13 protein-coding genes and 2 pseudogenes are annotated in these 15,253 nt (G+C 67.2%); 9 read left to right on the top strand and 6 right to left on the bottom strand.

The genetic code is table 11. The features are described 5' to 3' along the window. Positions 1–72: 72 nt before the first annotated feature. The 4 genes and pseudogenes from IPK27_17100 (at position 73) to IPK27_17115 (ending at position 2,341) form a co-directional block, all read left to right on the top strand. Positions 73–414: pseudogene (locus IPK27_17100) on the top strand (hypothetical protein). Next, complete coding sequence (locus tag IPK27_17105; protein MBK8069277.1) at positions 377–676, top strand: hypothetical protein; 300 nt, start codon at positions 377–379, stop codon at positions 674–676. Before IPK27_17100 ends, IPK27_17105 begins: the two are co-directional and overlap by 38 nt. Beyond that, positions 677–1,894 (top strand): serine/threonine protein kinase, encoded by a 1,218-nt coding sequence (locus IPK27_17110; GenBank protein MBK8069278.1) that lies wholly within the window; start codon positions 677–679, stop codon positions 1,892–1,894. 60 nt (positions 1,895–1,954) lie between these two features. Further along, positions 1,955–2,341 (top strand): hypothetical protein, encoded by a 387-nt coding sequence (locus tag IPK27_17115; protein MBK8069279.1) that lies wholly within the window; start codon positions 1,955–1,957, stop codon positions 2,339–2,341. 148 nt (positions 2,342–2,489) lie between these two features. On the opposite strand, the gene IPK27_17120 is transcribed toward IPK27_17115, so the two are convergent. From IPK27_17120 to IPK27_17130, 3 genes are all read right to left on the bottom strand, one after another. Next, a complete protein-coding gene (locus IPK27_17120) occupies positions 2,490–3,374 on the bottom strand; it encodes a LysR family transcriptional regulator (protein MBK8069280.1) in 885 nt (294 codons plus the stop codon). A gap of 44 nt (positions 3,375–3,418) precedes the next feature. After that, a complete protein-coding gene (locus IPK27_17125) occupies positions 3,419–4,522 on the bottom strand; it encodes an NAD(P)-dependent alcohol dehydrogenase (protein MBK8069281.1) in 1,104 nt (367 codons plus the stop codon). Between the two features lie 171 nt (positions 4,523–4,693). Further along, positions 4,694–5,245, bottom strand: a complete 552-nt coding sequence (locus tag IPK27_17130) for a sigma-70 family RNA polymerase sigma factor (GenBank protein MBK8069282.1) — start codon at positions 5,243–5,245, stop codon at positions 4,694–4,696. Between the two features lie 126 nt (positions 5,246–5,371). Here IPK27_17130 and IPK27_17135 point away from each other — a divergent pair, with 126 nt between their 5' ends. The 3 genes from IPK27_17135 to IPK27_17145 all read left to right on the top strand — a co-directional run bounded on the left by IPK27_17135 (position 5,372) and on the right by IPK27_17145 (position 7,524). Next, complete coding sequence (locus IPK27_17135; GenBank protein MBK8069283.1) at positions 5,372–6,031, top strand: hypothetical protein; 660 nt, start codon at positions 5,372–5,374, stop codon at positions 6,029–6,031. A 126-nt stretch (positions 6,032–6,157) separates the two neighbouring features. Continuing rightward, positions 6,158–6,589, top strand: coding sequence for a hypothetical protein (locus tag IPK27_17140; protein MBK8069284.1), 432 nt, complete (start codon positions 6,158–6,160; stop codon positions 6,587–6,589). Between the two features lie 65 nt (positions 6,590–6,654). Beyond that, positions 6,655–7,524 carry a trypsin-like peptidase domain-containing protein gene (locus IPK27_17145; GenBank protein ID MBK8069285.1) on the top strand — a complete coding sequence of 290 codons (870 nt, stop codon included), beginning with the start codon at positions 6,655–6,657 and terminating at the stop codon, positions 7,522–7,524. 8 nt (positions 7,525–7,532) lie between these two features. On the opposite strand, the gene IPK27_17150 is transcribed toward IPK27_17145, so the two are convergent. The 3 genes from IPK27_17150 to IPK27_17160 all read right to left on the bottom strand — a co-directional run bounded on the left by IPK27_17150 (position 7,533) and on the right by IPK27_17160 (position 11,965). Then, entirely contained in the window at positions 7,533–9,668 is a 2,136-nt protein-coding gene (locus IPK27_17150; GenBank protein MBK8069286.1) for a CHAT domain-containing protein, read from the bottom strand. A gap of 12 nt (positions 9,669–9,680) precedes the next feature. Next, positions 9,681–10,586, bottom strand: coding sequence for a hypothetical protein (locus IPK27_17155; GenBank protein ID MBK8069287.1), 906 nt, complete (start codon positions 10,584–10,586; stop codon positions 9,681–9,683). A 908-nt stretch (positions 10,587–11,494) separates the two neighbouring features. After that, entirely contained in the window at positions 11,495–11,965 is a 471-nt protein-coding gene (locus IPK27_17160) for a hypothetical protein (GenBank protein MBK8069288.1), read from the bottom strand. A gap of 707 nt (positions 11,966–12,672) precedes the next feature. On the opposite strand from IPK27_17160, the gene IPK27_17165 reads away from it, so the two are divergent. Together IPK27_17165 and IPK27_17170 are read left to right on the top strand one after the other, a co-directional pair. Beyond that, positions 12,673–13,632, top strand: a complete 960-nt coding sequence (locus tag IPK27_17165; GenBank protein MBK8069289.1) for a WYL domain-containing protein — start codon at positions 12,673–12,675, stop codon at positions 13,630–13,632. Positions 13,633–13,879: 247 nt separating this feature from the next. Continuing rightward, positions 13,880–15,219 (top strand): annotated as a pseudogene (locus tag IPK27_17170) (hypothetical protein). The last annotated feature ends 34 nt before the right edge of the window (positions 15,220–15,253 follow it).

The following is a 15,253-nucleotide window of genomic DNA, read 5'->3' on the forward strand; positions in this document are numbered from 1 at the left end:
CTCCTTGTGTGTCCATGGCCAGACATACGCAACAGTGGCAGCATTCCGTGCAGGCACTGGGAGCTGCAGGCGATGACGGCGGACCCGCAACAGCCGGCGGAAGATGCAGCCGACCTGGCGCAGATGGCTGCCCTGCTGCGCCGCGCCGCACCCTCCAGCGAGGCGGCGCTCGCGGACTGGATGCGCGAGGCGCAGGCGGACCTGCGCCGGGTGGCGCATGCCGAGCGCATGTCGCTGCGCGCCGGCGAAACCCTGTCGACTACCGCGCTGGTCAACGAGGCCTGGCTGCGCTTCGCCCAGGCCGGATCGCGCTTCGCCGACCGCAAGCACTTCTTCGCCACCGCAGCGCGCGCGATGCGCCAGATCCTGGTCGACCATGTGCGCAACCAGCGCGCAGAAACGCGGTGCCGGGGCCGCCCACGCATCGATCGACGAAGCCATCGAACTGGCCGCGGACGATCCCTTCGGCGCCGACCTGCTGGTGATCGACGCGGCGCTCTCGGCGCTGGAACAGGCGCTGCCGCGTGCGGCCCAGGTGGTCCACCTGCGCTATTTCGTCGGCCTGGACGACCGCGAGGTCGGCGCGCTGCTGGGGGTCGAGGAGAGCACGGTGCGGCGCGACTGGCTCAAGGCGCGCGCCTGGCTGTACCTGCACCTGGGCGGCAGGCCGGACTGAATGGGCGAGGACGCGCGCTGGTCTGCGGAGCAGCTGGAGGCGGATTTCGACGCGCTGATGGACCTCTCCGGGACCGCCCGCGCCACCGCGCTGGCGCAGATCGAGGCACGCGACCCCGGCCGCGCGCAGGCGCTGCGCCGCTGGCTCGGCGCGGTCAGCGCGTCGGCGGGCCTGCTGGAAGACACCGGCCCGGTCGCCGCGCCGGCCGCCATCGAGCGCATCGGCGCGTGGCGCCTGACCGGGCTGATCGGCCGCGGCGGCAGCGGCGAGGTCCACCTCGGGCGACGCGCCGACGGCGCCTTCGAGCGCGAGGTCGCGGTCAAGCTGCTGCGCGCGGACCGCAACGCCGATGCGCTGATCGTCGAGGAGCGGCGCTTGCTGGCGCGGCTGGACCACCCCAACATCGCGCGTCTGCTGGACGGCGGCGTTGCCCCCGACGGGCGCCCCTGGCTGGTCACCGAACTGATCAGCGGACGCCCGCTGGATGCCTGGCTGCGCGAGACGGCGCCGGACCTGGACCGGCGGCTGAAGACCTTCACGGCGCTGGCCGACGCAGTGGCCTGCGCGCACGCCCGCGGCATCGTGCACGCGGACCTGAAGCCGGCGAATGTGCTGGTGGATGCGCATGACCAACCGCACCTGCTCGACTTCGGCGTCGCAAGGTTGCTGGAGCACGCCGCACCAGCCAGCCACGCGGCCCTGCACGGATTGACCCCGGCCTGGGCCGCGCCGGAACAACTCGACGGCAGCCCCGCCAACGCGCGCAGCGATGTCTACGCGCTCGGCCTGCTGCTGTACCTGGTCCTGACCGGCGATACGCCCGTCGATGCACAGGCGCATTCGCTGTCCGAGCTGAAGGCATTGCGCCAGCAGCAGGACCCGCCGGCCCCCAGCCAGCGCGCGCCGGCACGCGAGGCAGCACGCCTCCGCGGCAGCCTCGATGCCCTCGCCCTGCGCTGCCTGGCGCGCGATCCGGCGAAGCGTCCGGCAACGGCCGGCGCGCTGCTGGCGGAGCTGCGGGATGCCCACGGGCGAGCGACCGCGGCCGCGCCCGCCGGAGCACGCCACGCGAGCCTCGCCACCTGGCTGGCGCTGGCCACGATCGGCGCGCTCGCTGCATGGATCTGGTGGCAGCACGCGCGCATCGCCGACCTGCAACAGCGCCTCGACCAGTTGCAGCGGACGCAGGTGGATGCGCCACCCTCGCAGCCGGATTGATCCATCCGCTGCACGAAACCGGCGTGGTTTTTCGTCTGTCTCGCTTCACAGGGCCAATCCGTGGTCCCTCGACGCGAGCGGCAACCTGCCGCACGCATCGAGTCCACGCTGCCGCAGGGCGCGTACACGATCAACCGCACCTTCCATTCGGGGCTGAACCTCAGCCACGATGGCTCCGGCGACCTCATCATCGGCAGCGCATGGATGGGCGCCGGCCGCCTGGCGCATGACGAAGTCCGCGCCAGGAGCACCACCTTGAAGCACTTCAGCTGCTCCTGGACCCGCCCCGCGCAGGGCTGGCCGGAGCTCGGTCCCGCGCAATGGGGCACCCCGGTGTTCCGCAACTTCCAGCCCGGACTGATCAAGGGCGACTGGATCCTGGCTGCACCGGTACAGGTCCCGCTGCAGCACCACATCCGGCTTTCGAGCCAGCGCAGCTGCCCCTGAGTGTCCTTCAACGCGCCGGGAGTCGGCCACGCGCCGGCTCCCGGCCGCGCGAACACGAGAGCCTTGGGCGGCATCACCGTGGGATCGCCATCAGCGTCGGCGCAGACGGGGCCTTTGCCGCCAGCAGCAGCGCCCGCCGACACCCGGCTCAGACCGCCTCGGCGGTGACCCAGTCGATCAACTCGTTGAGCAGCGGATCGTCCGCCCACTCGGGACGCATGAAGATGCCGGAGTCGATGGCTTCGATGCGGTCGCTGACCGGGACCACGGCCAGCGCGCGACCGGCGGTCACGCGGCCGGAGGGCAGCAGCGGCAGCACGGCGATGCCGAGGCCCGCCTCCACCATCTGCGCGATCAGTGCGGTGGTGGTGGCTTGCAGTGCCACCTGCGGCTCCACCCCGGCGCGGTGGAAGGCCTGCAGCAGGTGCTGGCGGCCGGTGGAGCCGGGCTCGAACAGGATCAGCGGCTCGCGCGCGAGTTCCGCCAGCGACAGCGATGGCCGCGCGGCGAGCGGATGGCCATGCGGCAGCACCGCCGACCACGGCATCGAGAACCAGTGGCGATAGCGCAGGCCCGGCGGCGACTCCAGCGGCGCGCAGAAGCCGACGCCGCACAGGGTGTCCTGCTGCAGCGCGGACAGGATCTGGATCTCGGTGCGCACCGAGAGCTTGAGCACGACGTCCGGATGGCGCAGACGGAAGGCCTGCAGGCGGTCGATCAGCAAGTAGCTGGCGAGGTAGTGGCTGCAGATCACGCGCAACTCGCGCCCCGCGGCCGGCGCACGGAACAGATCGCGCAGGCGCTCGCCATCCGCAAGCAGGGCCTGGGCACGCGGCAGCAGGCGGCGGCCCTCGGCGTTCGCTTCGATCCGACCAGACGCATCGACCTGCAGCACCGGCACGCCCAGCCAGTCCTCGATGGCGCGCAGGTCCGCGCGCAACTGGGTCTGGTTGCGGCCGCACTGCTGCGCCGCGCGCGCCATGTCCCCCGCCTCGATCAGTGCCACCACCGCGGCGAGCCGCTCCAGATCCATCGCCGTTTTCCCGTCTGCCCGCACCCTGGCCAGCATAGCGAGGCTCAGTCGAGATCCGGGATCAACATCAGGCGATAGCGCGCATTGCCCTGCTCGAGCATCGCCATGGCCTCGTCGAGCCGGCGCATCGGCAGGGTTTCCACCTGCGGTGCGATCCCGTGGCGCGCGCAGAACATCAGCAGCTGCTGCATCTCGTCCGGGCGCCCCAGGGGGGAACTGGATACGGTCAGCGCCCGCGGGATCAACTCGGCCGGCACCAGCGGGATCGATTCGCAGCTCATCGCCAGCAGATGCAGCCGCCCCTGCGGCGCGAGCATCCCGAGCAAGGCCGGCCACGGCAGCGGCGCACCGGTGGCCACCAGCAGCAGGTCCAGCCCGCCGGCGCGGCGCAGTTCCTCGGCGCTGGACCCACTCAGCACCGCGCGGTGCGCGCCCAGCCGCAGGGCGTCCGCGGCTTGGGCTTCGTCGCGCACCACCGCGAGCACCTCGCAACCCCAGGCACGCAGCAACTGCACCGCGAGATGGCCGATACCGCCGATTCCGACCACCCCGACGCGGTGGCTGGGATGCACGTGCCGCGTGATCGGCGCATAGGCCGTGATGCCGGCGCAGAACAGCGAACCGGCGCTACGCGGGTCGAGGGTGTCCGGCAAGGGCAAGGTCCAGGCCCAGTGGCAGCGCACACGTTCGGCGAAGCCGCCGGTGCCGTCGACCAGCAGGCGCTGCAGCGCCACGCAGTGCTGCAGATCTCCACGACGGCAGGCGGGACAGTGCAGGCAGCTCTTGCGGAACCAGCCGATGCCCACGCGCTGGCCGAGCTCCAGCCCGCGCGCCTCGCGCCCGAGGGCGACGACGCGGCCGACGATCTCGTGCCCCGCCACCAGCGGAAAGCGCTTGCGCGACCAGTCGTCGCGCCACATCGCCAGGTCCGAGTGGCACAGCCCGCAAGCCTCGACCACCACCTCGACCTCATCGTCGGGCAGCGCACCCCAACGCAGCTCCCGGACTTCGAAGGGCGCGCCCGGTGCCGCCGCAGCGTAGGCACGGACAAGCCCCTGGCGCATGCGCGTCAGCGCGCCACGGTCCACGCTCAAGGGCGCACCCGCGTGGGCACAAGCCAGTTCCAGCTCGCAAGCAGCGTGATCCATGGTGCTTCCTCGGGTGATCCGAAAGTGCATACGCAAGAAAGCCCCGGATCCGTGCAGCCCCATGTGCGGAGACCTGCATCGGTGTTTTGCGCTGCGGCCAACTGACAGGGGGTTCGTTGCCGTCACACCCGGATCGAGCTGCTCGACCGCAGGTTTGCGGGCGCCCGGCGCTCAGCCGCCGGCTTCAATCGACAACAGACTGCGCACCCGGGTCCGTGCCCGGTGGATGACGCGATCGAATTGCGCCGGCTCCAACGCAAAGTGCGCGCAGATTTCCGCCTTTTCCTTTCCGCGGATATAGAAGTCAATCAGAACGTCGCGGTCCCGCGGCACCGTCAGCGCACTTATTGCACCCATGACCCGCGACCACCTTTCCTGATGCTCGATGCGCACCAAGGGGACATTCGCCGGGTCCGTTTGTTCGGATTCGGAGTTCAGACACACCATTCGCTGCTGGCGCTGATATTGATCGGAACACATGTTCTGAACCAAACGCGCCACGAAGCCCATCAGTTTCTCGGGGTCGTGCAATTTGCCGTCGCGCAGAGCCACCAGCAAGGCAGCCACCGCGTCCTGCGCGAGGTCGTCGATGTCGGCCCAGGAGCGAACACCTCGACGCCGGATCATCACGCGTACCGCTGGGAGCATTCCGGAGATCAGAGCGGCCTCGGCAGCCCTATCCCCATTGACGATTCCCTGAACAAGACCTGTCCAGCGCCCCATCGATCCCCCGGATTGATGCGAGATGTAACCTCGGCACGAGACTAACAGGCTGGGCAACGTGGCTGCAGCCTCATTGAGGCGAGGTCGCGTTCGACAAAACAAATGTTGCGGCCGGGGTGAAGCCCGGTGATCAGCAATGTTGGCGCGATTTCCAAGCGCATACTGGCCAGCGAGCACATGGGACTCAGAAAAGACGTGGAACGTGAATGGCTTGAACGCGAGCAGCGGATCGCGCGCTATTGCGCGGATCGCATGGGCGCGGACGAGGCAGCCGCTTTTGAAGCAGAGTTGCTCAGCGATAGCGGGCTGGCTTCCGACGTGCAAGCGGCCATGCTCTTGCGCGACGCGCTGGACCCGCCGGGCGCGGCCGCCAGGCCAGCGGTGGCTACGCCCGGTTCCGCGCGTTCGCCCTGGTTGGCTCTGGCAGCCGGCGTGCTGATCGGCGTCGTGGGCCTGAGCATCGTGCATGACGCGGACAGGCCAGCCGCCGTCATCAATGAGGTCGAGTACCTGACGCTGGGCGTGGTTCGAAGTGCCGAGCCGCCAGCAACGCCTCGAGTCCAGCGCTTGAGCGAGCAGTCATTGCTCATTGTCGAAGTGCCGGCCGAGCCGTCCATTGCCAAGGTCGAAGTGATCCGACCTGACGGCCAGTCGCAGGTGGTGACCGGCACGCGCGATGCTGGGTATCTGCGCATCGCCTTGGCTCCGCCGGTGAAGATTGGCGCCTATGCCATCGTCAGCGGTGACGGTCGATTCAGTTTCAGCGTCGAGCCGCGCTCGCAGTAGCCGGAGCGCCGCGCCTGCGCACGCTGCGAGCGGCCAGAGCGAAAAAGAGGACGTCGAGGTGCGAGGTTTCGCTCCTTGCGCAGACATGGATGCATTGAGCCATCAAGGCATCAACGGAGCACAGCAATGACTGCGAAAGATCTGGCGGACTTCCTTGTACGCGACAATTCAACGACCGAGAAGGGCTGGTTGTTGGCCGACGTGATGGGCGGCTTTCGGCGACCACTCCTGCAACGCCGCGACGTCCTGGTGTTCACCCGGGTGAGTGCAGGCAGCGATCTCGAACTGCACCTTCAGGTCTTCGAGCAGGGCAGCAAGGACCCGGCGGGCGGGCCACTGAATGTATTCGGTGAACCCAAGCTGCTGCTCAAGTTCGCCGACCCAAGCAAAGTGGACGACAAGCTGACGCTCGCCGAAGGGTTCGTGGCTCAGGCATACGGGCGCACCTTGGCTTTCGGCAAATCGGGGGACCGAGTTGCTTACGAAGGACAATATTTCGGCGCCCCTCACGCCACCCCGGACGAGAGCGGCGAAGGCGAGCCCACCGTCTGGCCGTAAAGTCTGGGCGAGCCGGCAACAGGCCGGAGGCCGATGCTTCGGGTGCGGACAACTGGAGCGGCGGCGTGTTCAAGCTCGATTCGGACGTCATTCTGGGTGAGGACTGGCGGCTGGATCTCCACGAGCTGCGCAGTGACGTTCCCGGGCACGACATCGTGCGCCGCGCGGCGGCGGGCGTGGGCATGCTGGTCAATCACCGGAATCTGTACTTCGACGGCAGCCGCAAGCCACGGCTACATACCCGGCGCGAAACCGCCGTGGCTTGCGCCGGCGGCAGCAAGTACATCGGGCAGCCCAAATACACCGGGATGGCCGCGACGGCGTTTCTGGTCAACGAACGTCATGTGGTGACAGCCGGTCATTTTGTCGCGTCACTTCAGGTGGACGACCTTTGCGTCGTCTTTCGATATGTCGCCAGGCCTGATTGGCGCAACCATCTCGAGTGCGAATCACCGCCGTATGAGCTCGAGGCGTCGCAATTGGCGCGCGTCGATCGAATCCTCTATTGCTCTACCGCAGCAGCGACAGGCGATCTGGCCGTACTGCATTTGGCTGATGCCGTGAATTCGGCAACGGCTGTCCCGCTGGAACTGGCGAGACGCCAGTCCCTGCGCAACGGGCCGGGCTTCAGCATGATCGGCCACCCACGTGGGCTGCCGTGCAAGGCCGAGGTGGCAGACGGCCATGCGGGCAATGGGCCGCGCGTCTGGTCTTTCGATGCCCGCCGCGCACAGACCAACGTGCATGGACTGCAGAAATCCAGCGGCTCGCCGCTGCTGGACCGCTTCGGACGCGTGGTCGGGGTCATGTCGCACCGCACCGACGCGACGACGGAAACACCGGATGGCGCGGGAGGCGGCCACCACAGCTCATGGTGCAGTCGTATCGATTTGATTGCCGACTTGTTGGCGGACCTTGGCGTTCCCGGAATCTGATCCGGGGCTCAGTCCACCCGCGATGCTTCGACCAGTTGGAACCCCGCCCAATAGTAGGGGTGCGCGTAGCGCCGCTTCGCACGGAGCGCGCTTTGCGCCTGGAGCAGCGCGCTTTCGGGCGCATCGCCACGGACCAGTCCGCGGTGCAGTTCGGACATCAGCTCGGCCGCCGCCATGTCGTCCACCTGCCACGACGATGCAAGGACTCGCGCCACGCCGGCCCGCAACAGGACTCGCGCGAGACTGGTATTGGTGGTCGCGGATATCTCCAGGGGCAGACCGCCATCGCAGGCGCTGAGCACCACCAACGGGGAGGCCAATCGAGTGGACATCAGCTCGACTGCCCCAAGCGCGCGCAGCTTGCCTTTGCCGTCAACCGTCAACAGTCCGCTCAGCTCCAGATCGTCGAAACGCGCCAATCCGTGGGTGCCCAGGTGCACCACGGTGTTCGCACTGGCAAGCCCCCGCAGCACATGCTCGGCGCCGACGTCCGCCCCTAACAACACGCGCTGGTTCTCGGCCGGCCAAACCGAGGCGACGCGTCGCGCCTCATCGCGCGCACCCGGCAGGCGCGGCAGCCTGGCCCCGGAGCCAAGGACCGGCACAGGATCGGCGACCGCAAGCAATTGCCGACCCGCGCAGCACGGCGCTGGACGGTCGCCACCGGCCACCGGCTCGATCACAACCACCAGCAGCGAATCCGCGCCGGCGGACTTCAACACGAAAGGCAGCGGCAGCGATGCGAATGCGTCGGGCGGCACCACCTGGAGCCTGTCCGCCGCATCATGCGAGAGCGCCAACTGCGACAGGCCACTGGCGTCCGCCAGTTCCTTGGCCAGTCGCTCAAGGTCAGCAGGATCCGAATCCGGCGCCCGCAGTTGGCGCAAGAGCGCGTCCCGCAGAACCAGCAATCTGGCCCGTGGCGCCGTACTTTGCCGATGCAGCACGCGATCGCCGCGCTTCTGCCACCAGTGCAACCGATCCTCGGCCAGGAAGCCGTACCAGATTCCGTCCGTCGGTCGAATCGATTCTCTGGATGCCTGCGCGGAATCGAATGGCAGGCTCGCCGACGTGGGAAGCAATGGGTCGGGCATCGGGGCCGCGGGTGCCCCGAGGTCGAGTTGCCAGTGCTGCTGCATCATTCGATTCAGGCGCGCCTGCGCAGCGCGCGTGCGCGCTGTCGGAAGCGTATCCGGCGGCCGTGTGCTCGCCAGCAACTGCAGCAAGACCGGCAACTCCGAGCGCGCAAGGGGAACATCGTCGGTGGGCGGGCGCAAGTTCAGCTGCAGTGCGAAGGCCGCGCGCGCGCGCTCCAGCAGCTGCTGGCGATGGAATGGATAGGTCTGCATCTGGCCCAGGTAAAGCGCACCGTCGACCAGCTCCTGCAGCGTCCCGCAGGCTTCCTCTGCCCTGCCTGCCTGGATCTCCGCCTGGCCCCGGATCCAAAGGGCATCGAGTTCGGTCGGGAGATCTCGAGCTTGCCGAGCGCGCGCATGCCACAACTTGGACAGCGCGATAGCGGCCTCCGCATCACCTTCGAGCAGGGCCAGACGAGCGCGGGCCAGGCCGAGCGCGCGCGCATGCGTGTACGACATCTCAGCCTCGGCTTCGATCAGGGGCGCCAATAGCTGCTTGCTGCACCCTGCATCGCCCTGGGTCAGGCAGACGTCCACGGCAAGAAGCCGCACCCCCACCTGATACTCTCCCAGCAGCGGCAAATCGCGGACCAGGCGAAGCACCACGGGTCCGGACAGCGCCCCGCGCGCTGAGCGTTCCTCCGGCTTGCGCAAGGCCTCCACCAACAGTGCCGCGTGGGCGGATCGCGCAGCGTCGCCCAGGCGCGTGTATGCGGCACGCGCTGCGTCTGCCGCGGCCGATGCCCGTCGCGGCTGTTCCAGCAAGGTCCAGATCCTGGCCAGTTGCAGCTCCGAATTGGCCAGCATCGGCAGATCGTTGAGTGCGCTCGCCAGCTCGCGTGCTTCTGCGAAATGCGCCAGCGCCTCCTGCACCTTCGCCTGCAGGCCGTTGATCCGCCCCAGCACGGCGAGCGCGAGCAACAGGCTGCGCCGCGCGTCGCTCCCACGGGCGTGCTCGACGGCACGTTCGGCAAGCGACTCGGCCGATTCGAATTCGCCGAGGGACATCTGGACGTCTGCCTAACTGGCCATCAGCGTGGCGACTTCAGCGGGCGGCGCATGCTTGGTCGCCAGCGGCAGCAGGTCGCGCCAGCAATCGCGCGCGCCTGCGGCGGAGTCTGTCAAGCGTCGCAGCAGGCATTCATCCGTCGCCACCGCCAACTGAAGGCCGACATCGTCGCTGTCGCCTGCCAACGCCTGCGCCTGGTCGATGACTTCCAGCGCCCGCGTGAACTGACTCACGCGCCGCCATTGCTGAGCCTCGCGCAGCTGCGCCCACGCTGCCCGTTGCGAGTCGCCCAGATCCAGCCAGGCGCGTGCGGCTTTACCGTACTGCTCCGCTGCCTTGCGCGGTTGGTTGCGGCGCCCCTGCAGAAAGGCCGATCCATGAAGGGCGGCGGCACGAAGCCATGGCCATTGCTCCGAAGGCGCCGCCATCGACGCGATCTGCAGCGCATCGATGGCCTGCAAGCGCAAGGCCTCGCTGTTCGCCTGATCGGACTCTGCCCGTGCCAACAAGGTACTGGCCGACTGCAGCGCGCGCAGTGCCGCCAGCTCCGGCGCCGTTGCCGGCACATCGCACGATAGCCGCAGGCGCAAAGGCGCTTCGGACGCCTCCCCGCTGGACTGCAGGCGCACGTCCGCAGCGCCGCCCGCGTCCACCACCACCACCTCGAAGGCGCGACCGTCCGGCGGCAGGTCGAGCAAGCGTGCGGGCGCGCCATCCTCCGCCAGCCACAACTCCAGCGGCTCGCCACGCTCCTCGACCACCAGCACCGCCACCCGATCCGCCCGCGCCCGCAACGTCCTTGCGAACGGCAGCGTCACCGTCTCGTCGCGAATGACATCGCCACCCTGCCCCGCGCAGTCCCATGGCTCGACCGGCAGCGCCGCGGCGTGCAGCGCGAACAGCCACGTCGCAATCATCGTTTCAGCCTCGACCTTGAGTCAGAAGCGAGCAAGACCATCGAGCGTTCGCCATCCGGAGCGAGGCCATCACATGCTGGGACAGCGCACTGGTCGGGTCAATCGACCCAGCGGCACGCGCGTGAGCCACCTGGAGTACCTGGCGGCTGAAGCGCTCATTCTTCACCCCCATCTTGTGCGCTCCTGATTCGTACCTATCGTCATCGCCGATGGACCGGGGATGCGAAAAGCGTTCGGACAAGGTCCGAACCCACAGATGCCGCGAGCTTGCCGTGCGTGGGTTTGGACCTTGTCCAAACACCTGAGTACCTGGCGGCTGAAGCCTCGTTCTTACCCCCATCTTGGCGCTCCTGATTCGTACCAATCCTCATCGCCGATGGACCGGCGATGCGAAAAGCGTTCGGACAAGGTCCGAACCCACAGATGCCGCGAGCTTGCTGTGCGTGGGTTTGGACCTTGTCCAAACACCTGGAGTACCTGGCGGCTGAAGCTCTCGTTCTTCACCCCCATCTTGTGCGCTCCTGATTCGTACCAATCCTCATCGCCGATGGACCGGCGATGCGAAAAGCGTTCGGACAAGGTCCGAACCCACAGATGCCGCGAGCTTGCTGTGCGTGGGTTTGGACCTTGTCCAAACGCTGTTGCTCCTGGGGCGCTCCCGCGATGAGGATTGGTACGAATCAGGCGTGCGCTTGTCGGACTGGCCGAGGGGAATGCCGTGGACCACCCGCAAGAAACCCGCCCATCGGCGGCCTTGCATCCTTCTCCCCGCCCGCGGGAAGAGGAGTCTTATCCCGCGCGGGTTGGATCCTGCGGCGACTTGCACAAAAGAAAAAGCCGCCCCAAGGCGGCCTTTCCGATGCCTCTGATGACTGGCCGCCATGTGGCGGCCGTCGATATGCCGCGGGTTACGCGGCCTTCTTCTCCTCATTGGCCGCACGCCGGGACTTGCTGAAGCGGACGGAGAGGTTCTTCCGCAAGTCACTCAAGCCTTCGGAACGGCCGACCACCTTGAGCAGGGCGTAGCCCTGGGTGGCGACCTGCATGGCATCGCTGCCGAGGGCAAAGTCGGTGTCTTCCATCTTCGACACCAGCCGCGCGAGGCGGATGGCCCGCGGCTTCAGGCGATCCCGCGCATCCAGGTCGCGCAGGGCCTCTGCGACATCCAGGTTGGGCGGAACCACCTGAGGGTTTTCTGACAGGACCCGCAGGGCCTGTCGGCAGAAGGCTTCGGACTTGTCGCCGAGCGGCATGGCCCGCTTCTTCGCAGTGGGCGAGAGGGCGATCAGGCCCGCGAGGGCGGTTTCGAGGGCCGACAGGGCCGAGTCGATCTCGACGATCTGGGTGTCGGTGAGGTTCAGCGTAGCAAGGTTCTGCATGGTTCTACTCCTTCAAGGATTTCCGGATCCGGCCCTGTGCCGTCCCGGTGTGCCGTCGTCGGCACGGATGCAATACTTCGCCATCGATGTCTCACCGGATGAGACAATGAACTACCGATTGTCTGATCGTGGCTATCGCGAGCGCTCTTGCCAGTCTCGCGAGATCTGCGCCGCCCCCGGGGAGAAACCGAATGCCCCGCAGCGTAGGCCGGGGTACCGCGCAGCGGTTCCCCGGCGCTTTGCCGGTGAAGCGCTGCGCGCTACACCGGCCTACCCAGCTACCGATTGCTTGATCGTCAGTGTCGCGACAGGTCCGGCAGGTGTCGCGAGACGTCCGCCACGTGTCGCGAGAGGTCCGAGAGGTGTCGCGAGACCTGCGTCGACGTGTCGCGAGACCGTCGCCCGGTGTCGCGAGGCTGGAATCCGGTCTCGCGAGACCGCGTCCGACGTGTCGTGAGACCAGTTGCAGGTGTCGCGACACCCGATGGGTGGTGTCGCGACACCAGAATCAGATCTCGTCAGACCTGCCTCGATGTGTCGCGAGACTGATTTCAGGTGTCGCGAGGACGATGCAATGGTGTCGCGAGACTGAAATCCTGTATCGGCACAGGTGCGCAGATGTGTTGCGATACCCGTGACGGGTGTCGCGACGCACCGGGAAGCTGAAGCACGCGGCGACGGCCGCCAGCATTGACCAGGAATCGATCATGGACCGCACCGAGCGCGTCAACCTCCTGCACGGACTGCTGAGCAGCCACCCGCGCGGCCTCAGCCAGGAGCGGCTGCTGCGCGAGGCAGGCTGTTCGCGCGCGTCGCTGTACCGGGATACTGCGTACATGCGCGACACACTGGGTGCGCCGATCGAACGCGTCGGGGATCCGATACGTCTGTGGCGTTATGCGAGCGACCACGTCGGCAGTTTCCAGTTGCCCGGCATGTGGATGAACGCGGACGAGCTGTACGCGCTGCTGCTCGCGCAGCAGATGCTGGAGCGCAGTGGCGCGGGCTTGTTTGGACGCGCGCTGGGGCCATTGCAACCGCGCATCCACAAGCTCCTCGGGTCACGCGCGTTCCGTCTGGACCGCCTGCGCGTGCTGCGCACCCAGGCACGCAGCGGCGACCAGACCGTGTTCCGGCTCGTGACCGAGGCGGTCCTCGCCGCGCGCCAGCTCCGCTTCGAATACCGCGCCCGCTCAACCGCGCGCGCCAGCGAACGCGTGGTCTCGCCGCAGCGGCTGATCCACCACCGCGACAACTGGTACCTGGACGCCTGGGACGCGCCACGCGCCAGCCTGCGCCGCTTCGCGCTCGATCGCATCGCCCACCCGGAACTGATGCCCGAGGCATCGATCGACCTGCCCGCCGACCAACTCGATGCGCGCGAGGAGGCCGGCTACGGCATCTTCGCCGGCCCCGACACCCACGAGGCCGTCATCGCCTTCAGCCCGCACGCGGCCCGCTGGGTAGCCGACGAACGCTGGCACCCACGCCAGCGTCAGCGCTGGCTAGCCGACGGCAGCCTGGAACTCACCCTCCCGTACTCCAACGCGCGGGAGCTGCTGATGGATGTGCAGCGGCATGGGGCTGAGGCGGAGGTCCTTGCGCCTGAGGGGTTGCGGGAGGAGATGAGGGGGATGCTGAGGGCGGCGTTGGGGAGGTATGGGTGAGGGTCTTTAACCTCACCGATTCCATCTGACGCGTTGGCGCGAGCCACGAGTCAGCTCTGGCTTAGTCGCTGGGTGTCCCGGCTTCAGCTTGCTAAGTTCTTGGTCGTACATGCCGATCATGTCGATGGAAACCAACACCCGCTCGCGCGTCCGTTCGAGCAAGACAGGGCTTTCCGGGTAGGGCCCACGCTATGTTAATCACGCCATTCCGTTGATACTATGGACGTCGCGTACAGCCCACGCCGCTATGAGAAACCCACCCGACGGCTACCTCACGACGCTGAAGCAGCACTTTCCCACTGCGCCTGCATTCACGGTTGACGAGTCGAGTGGCTGGACCAGTACGCATGACGCGGTGAACGCGCCTCCCGCGACGACAAATCAGGCCGCTCAAGGCACGGCGTTTCAGCGCTGGTTTCACTTCAAAGAGGCGTTCTCTCCTTCCTTCGTCTCCACGGCCATCGAGACGCTCGGCTTCATGCCGGAGCACGTGGTTGACCCTTTGGAGGCTCCGGAACCACCGGCATCACATGTCAGCTGCTGGGCATCGATGCGACGACCATCGAAATCAACCCGTTCCTTGCCGACGTCATCCGTGCCAAGACCAGCCGTATCAATCCCGAGACGCTGATCAAGGCTGCGCAGAGCTTCCGCCACGGTCTGGCACGCACAAGCCTGACCTCGACGTGCTGGCGTCGCTACCACCAACGTTCATTGAGTCTGACGACAAGGCGCGCTGGATCTTCTCGCGTGACTTCGCTGAGCGGCTCTCGCAGTACCTGAAGTGCATCCGTCAAATTGGCGACGCGGACGTTCAACGATTCTTCCGTGTCGCGCTGGGGGCTGTCCTGGTCGACTGCAGCAACGTCTACGTAAACGGCAAGGGAAGGCGCTACCGCGGACGATGGCAGGAGACTCAAGCCAACGGCGCCCTCCTCGACTTTCGCTTCCATGAGCAGTTCAACACGGCGTTCGAGGACGTGCATCGCTTCGCCGCGCGCCCGGCCACGCGCGTTGACGTTGTGCACGGCGACTCCCGCGTTGTCATGCAGTCACTGCAGCGCCCGGCCGATCTCATCGTCTTCTCGCCGCCATATCCGAACTCGTTCGACTACACCGATATCTACAATGTCGAGCTGTGGGCGCTGGGCTACCTTACCTCCGCCGTTGACAACCTCAAGCTGCGCCGCTCCACCGTGCACTCGCATGTGCAGATCATGCGCGCCGCTGAAATGCCAGTGCACGAATGCGCCACGTTGACGTCTGCAGTGACGCAGTTGGAGGAGAAGCGGGCTGCGCTGTGGGACTCGCGAATACCCGAAATGGTTCTCGGCTACTTCCGAGACCTCGAGCTCGTGCTCACGGAATCACTGCGACTGGTGAGCGAGCGGGGGCAAGGTCCTCATGGTGGTCGGCGATTCACGTTACGCCGGGATCTTGATCGACGTTCCCACAATCCTTGCGGAACTTCGGGCGAGCCGTCGGGTTCGAGAAGGTGCAAACGTTCGAAGTGCGCAAGATGAGCGCGCGAGCGCGCAGCAAGGAGGCAGTCACCACCTGCGCGAGTGCATCGTCGAGATGGCTCGCCAGGGGCTAGCACCACAGCCCCCTCCTGCATATC

The sequence above is a fragment of the Rhodanobacteraceae bacterium genome (genome assembly GCA_016713135.1).
In the GTDB taxonomy this organism is placed as follows: Bacteria; Pseudomonadota; Gammaproteobacteria; order Xanthomonadales; family SZUA-5; genus JADKFD01.

What these genes read in the sequence shown, in the direction of transcription:
- IPK27_17120 (MBK8069280.1), bottom strand. Translation starts at nt 3,374, where the DNA reads ATGGATCTGGAGCGGCTCGCCGCGGTGGTGGCACTGATCGAGGCGGGG.
- IPK27_17130 (MBK8069282.1), bottom strand. Translation starts at nt 5,245, where the DNA reads ATGGGGCGCTGGACAGGTCTTGTTCAGGGAATCGTCAATGGGGATAGG.
- IPK27_17150 (MBK8069286.1), bottom strand. Translation starts at nt 9,668, where the DNA reads ATGTCCCTCGGCGAATTCGAATCGGCCGAGTCGCTTGCCGAACGTGCC.
- IPK27_17160 (MBK8069288.1), bottom strand. Translation starts at nt 11,965, where the DNA reads ATGCAGAACCTTGCTACGCTGAACCTCACCGACACCCAGATCGTCGAG.
- IPK27_17155 (MBK8069287.1), bottom strand. Translation starts at nt 10,586, where the DNA reads ATGATTGCGACGTGGCTGTTCGCGCTGCACGCCGCGGCGCTGCCGGTC.
- IPK27_17140 (MBK8069284.1), top strand. Translation starts at nt 6,158, where the DNA reads ATGACTGCGAAAGATCTGGCGGACTTCCTTGTACGCGACAATTCAACG.
- IPK27_17125 (MBK8069281.1), bottom strand. Translation starts at nt 4,522, where the DNA reads ATGGATCACGCTGCTTGCGAGCTGGAACTGGCTTGTGCCCACGCGGGT.
- IPK27_17165 (MBK8069289.1), top strand. Translation starts at nt 12,673, where the DNA reads ATGGACCGCACCGAGCGCGTCAACCTCCTGCACGGACTGCTGAGCAGC.
- IPK27_17110 (MBK8069278.1), top strand. Translation starts at nt 677, where the DNA reads ATGGGCGAGGACGCGCGCTGGTCTGCGGAGCAGCTGGAGGCGGATTTC.
- IPK27_17105 (MBK8069277.1), top strand. Translation starts at nt 377, where the DNA reads ATGTGCGCAACCAGCGCGCAGAAACGCGGTGCCGGGGCCGCCCACGCA.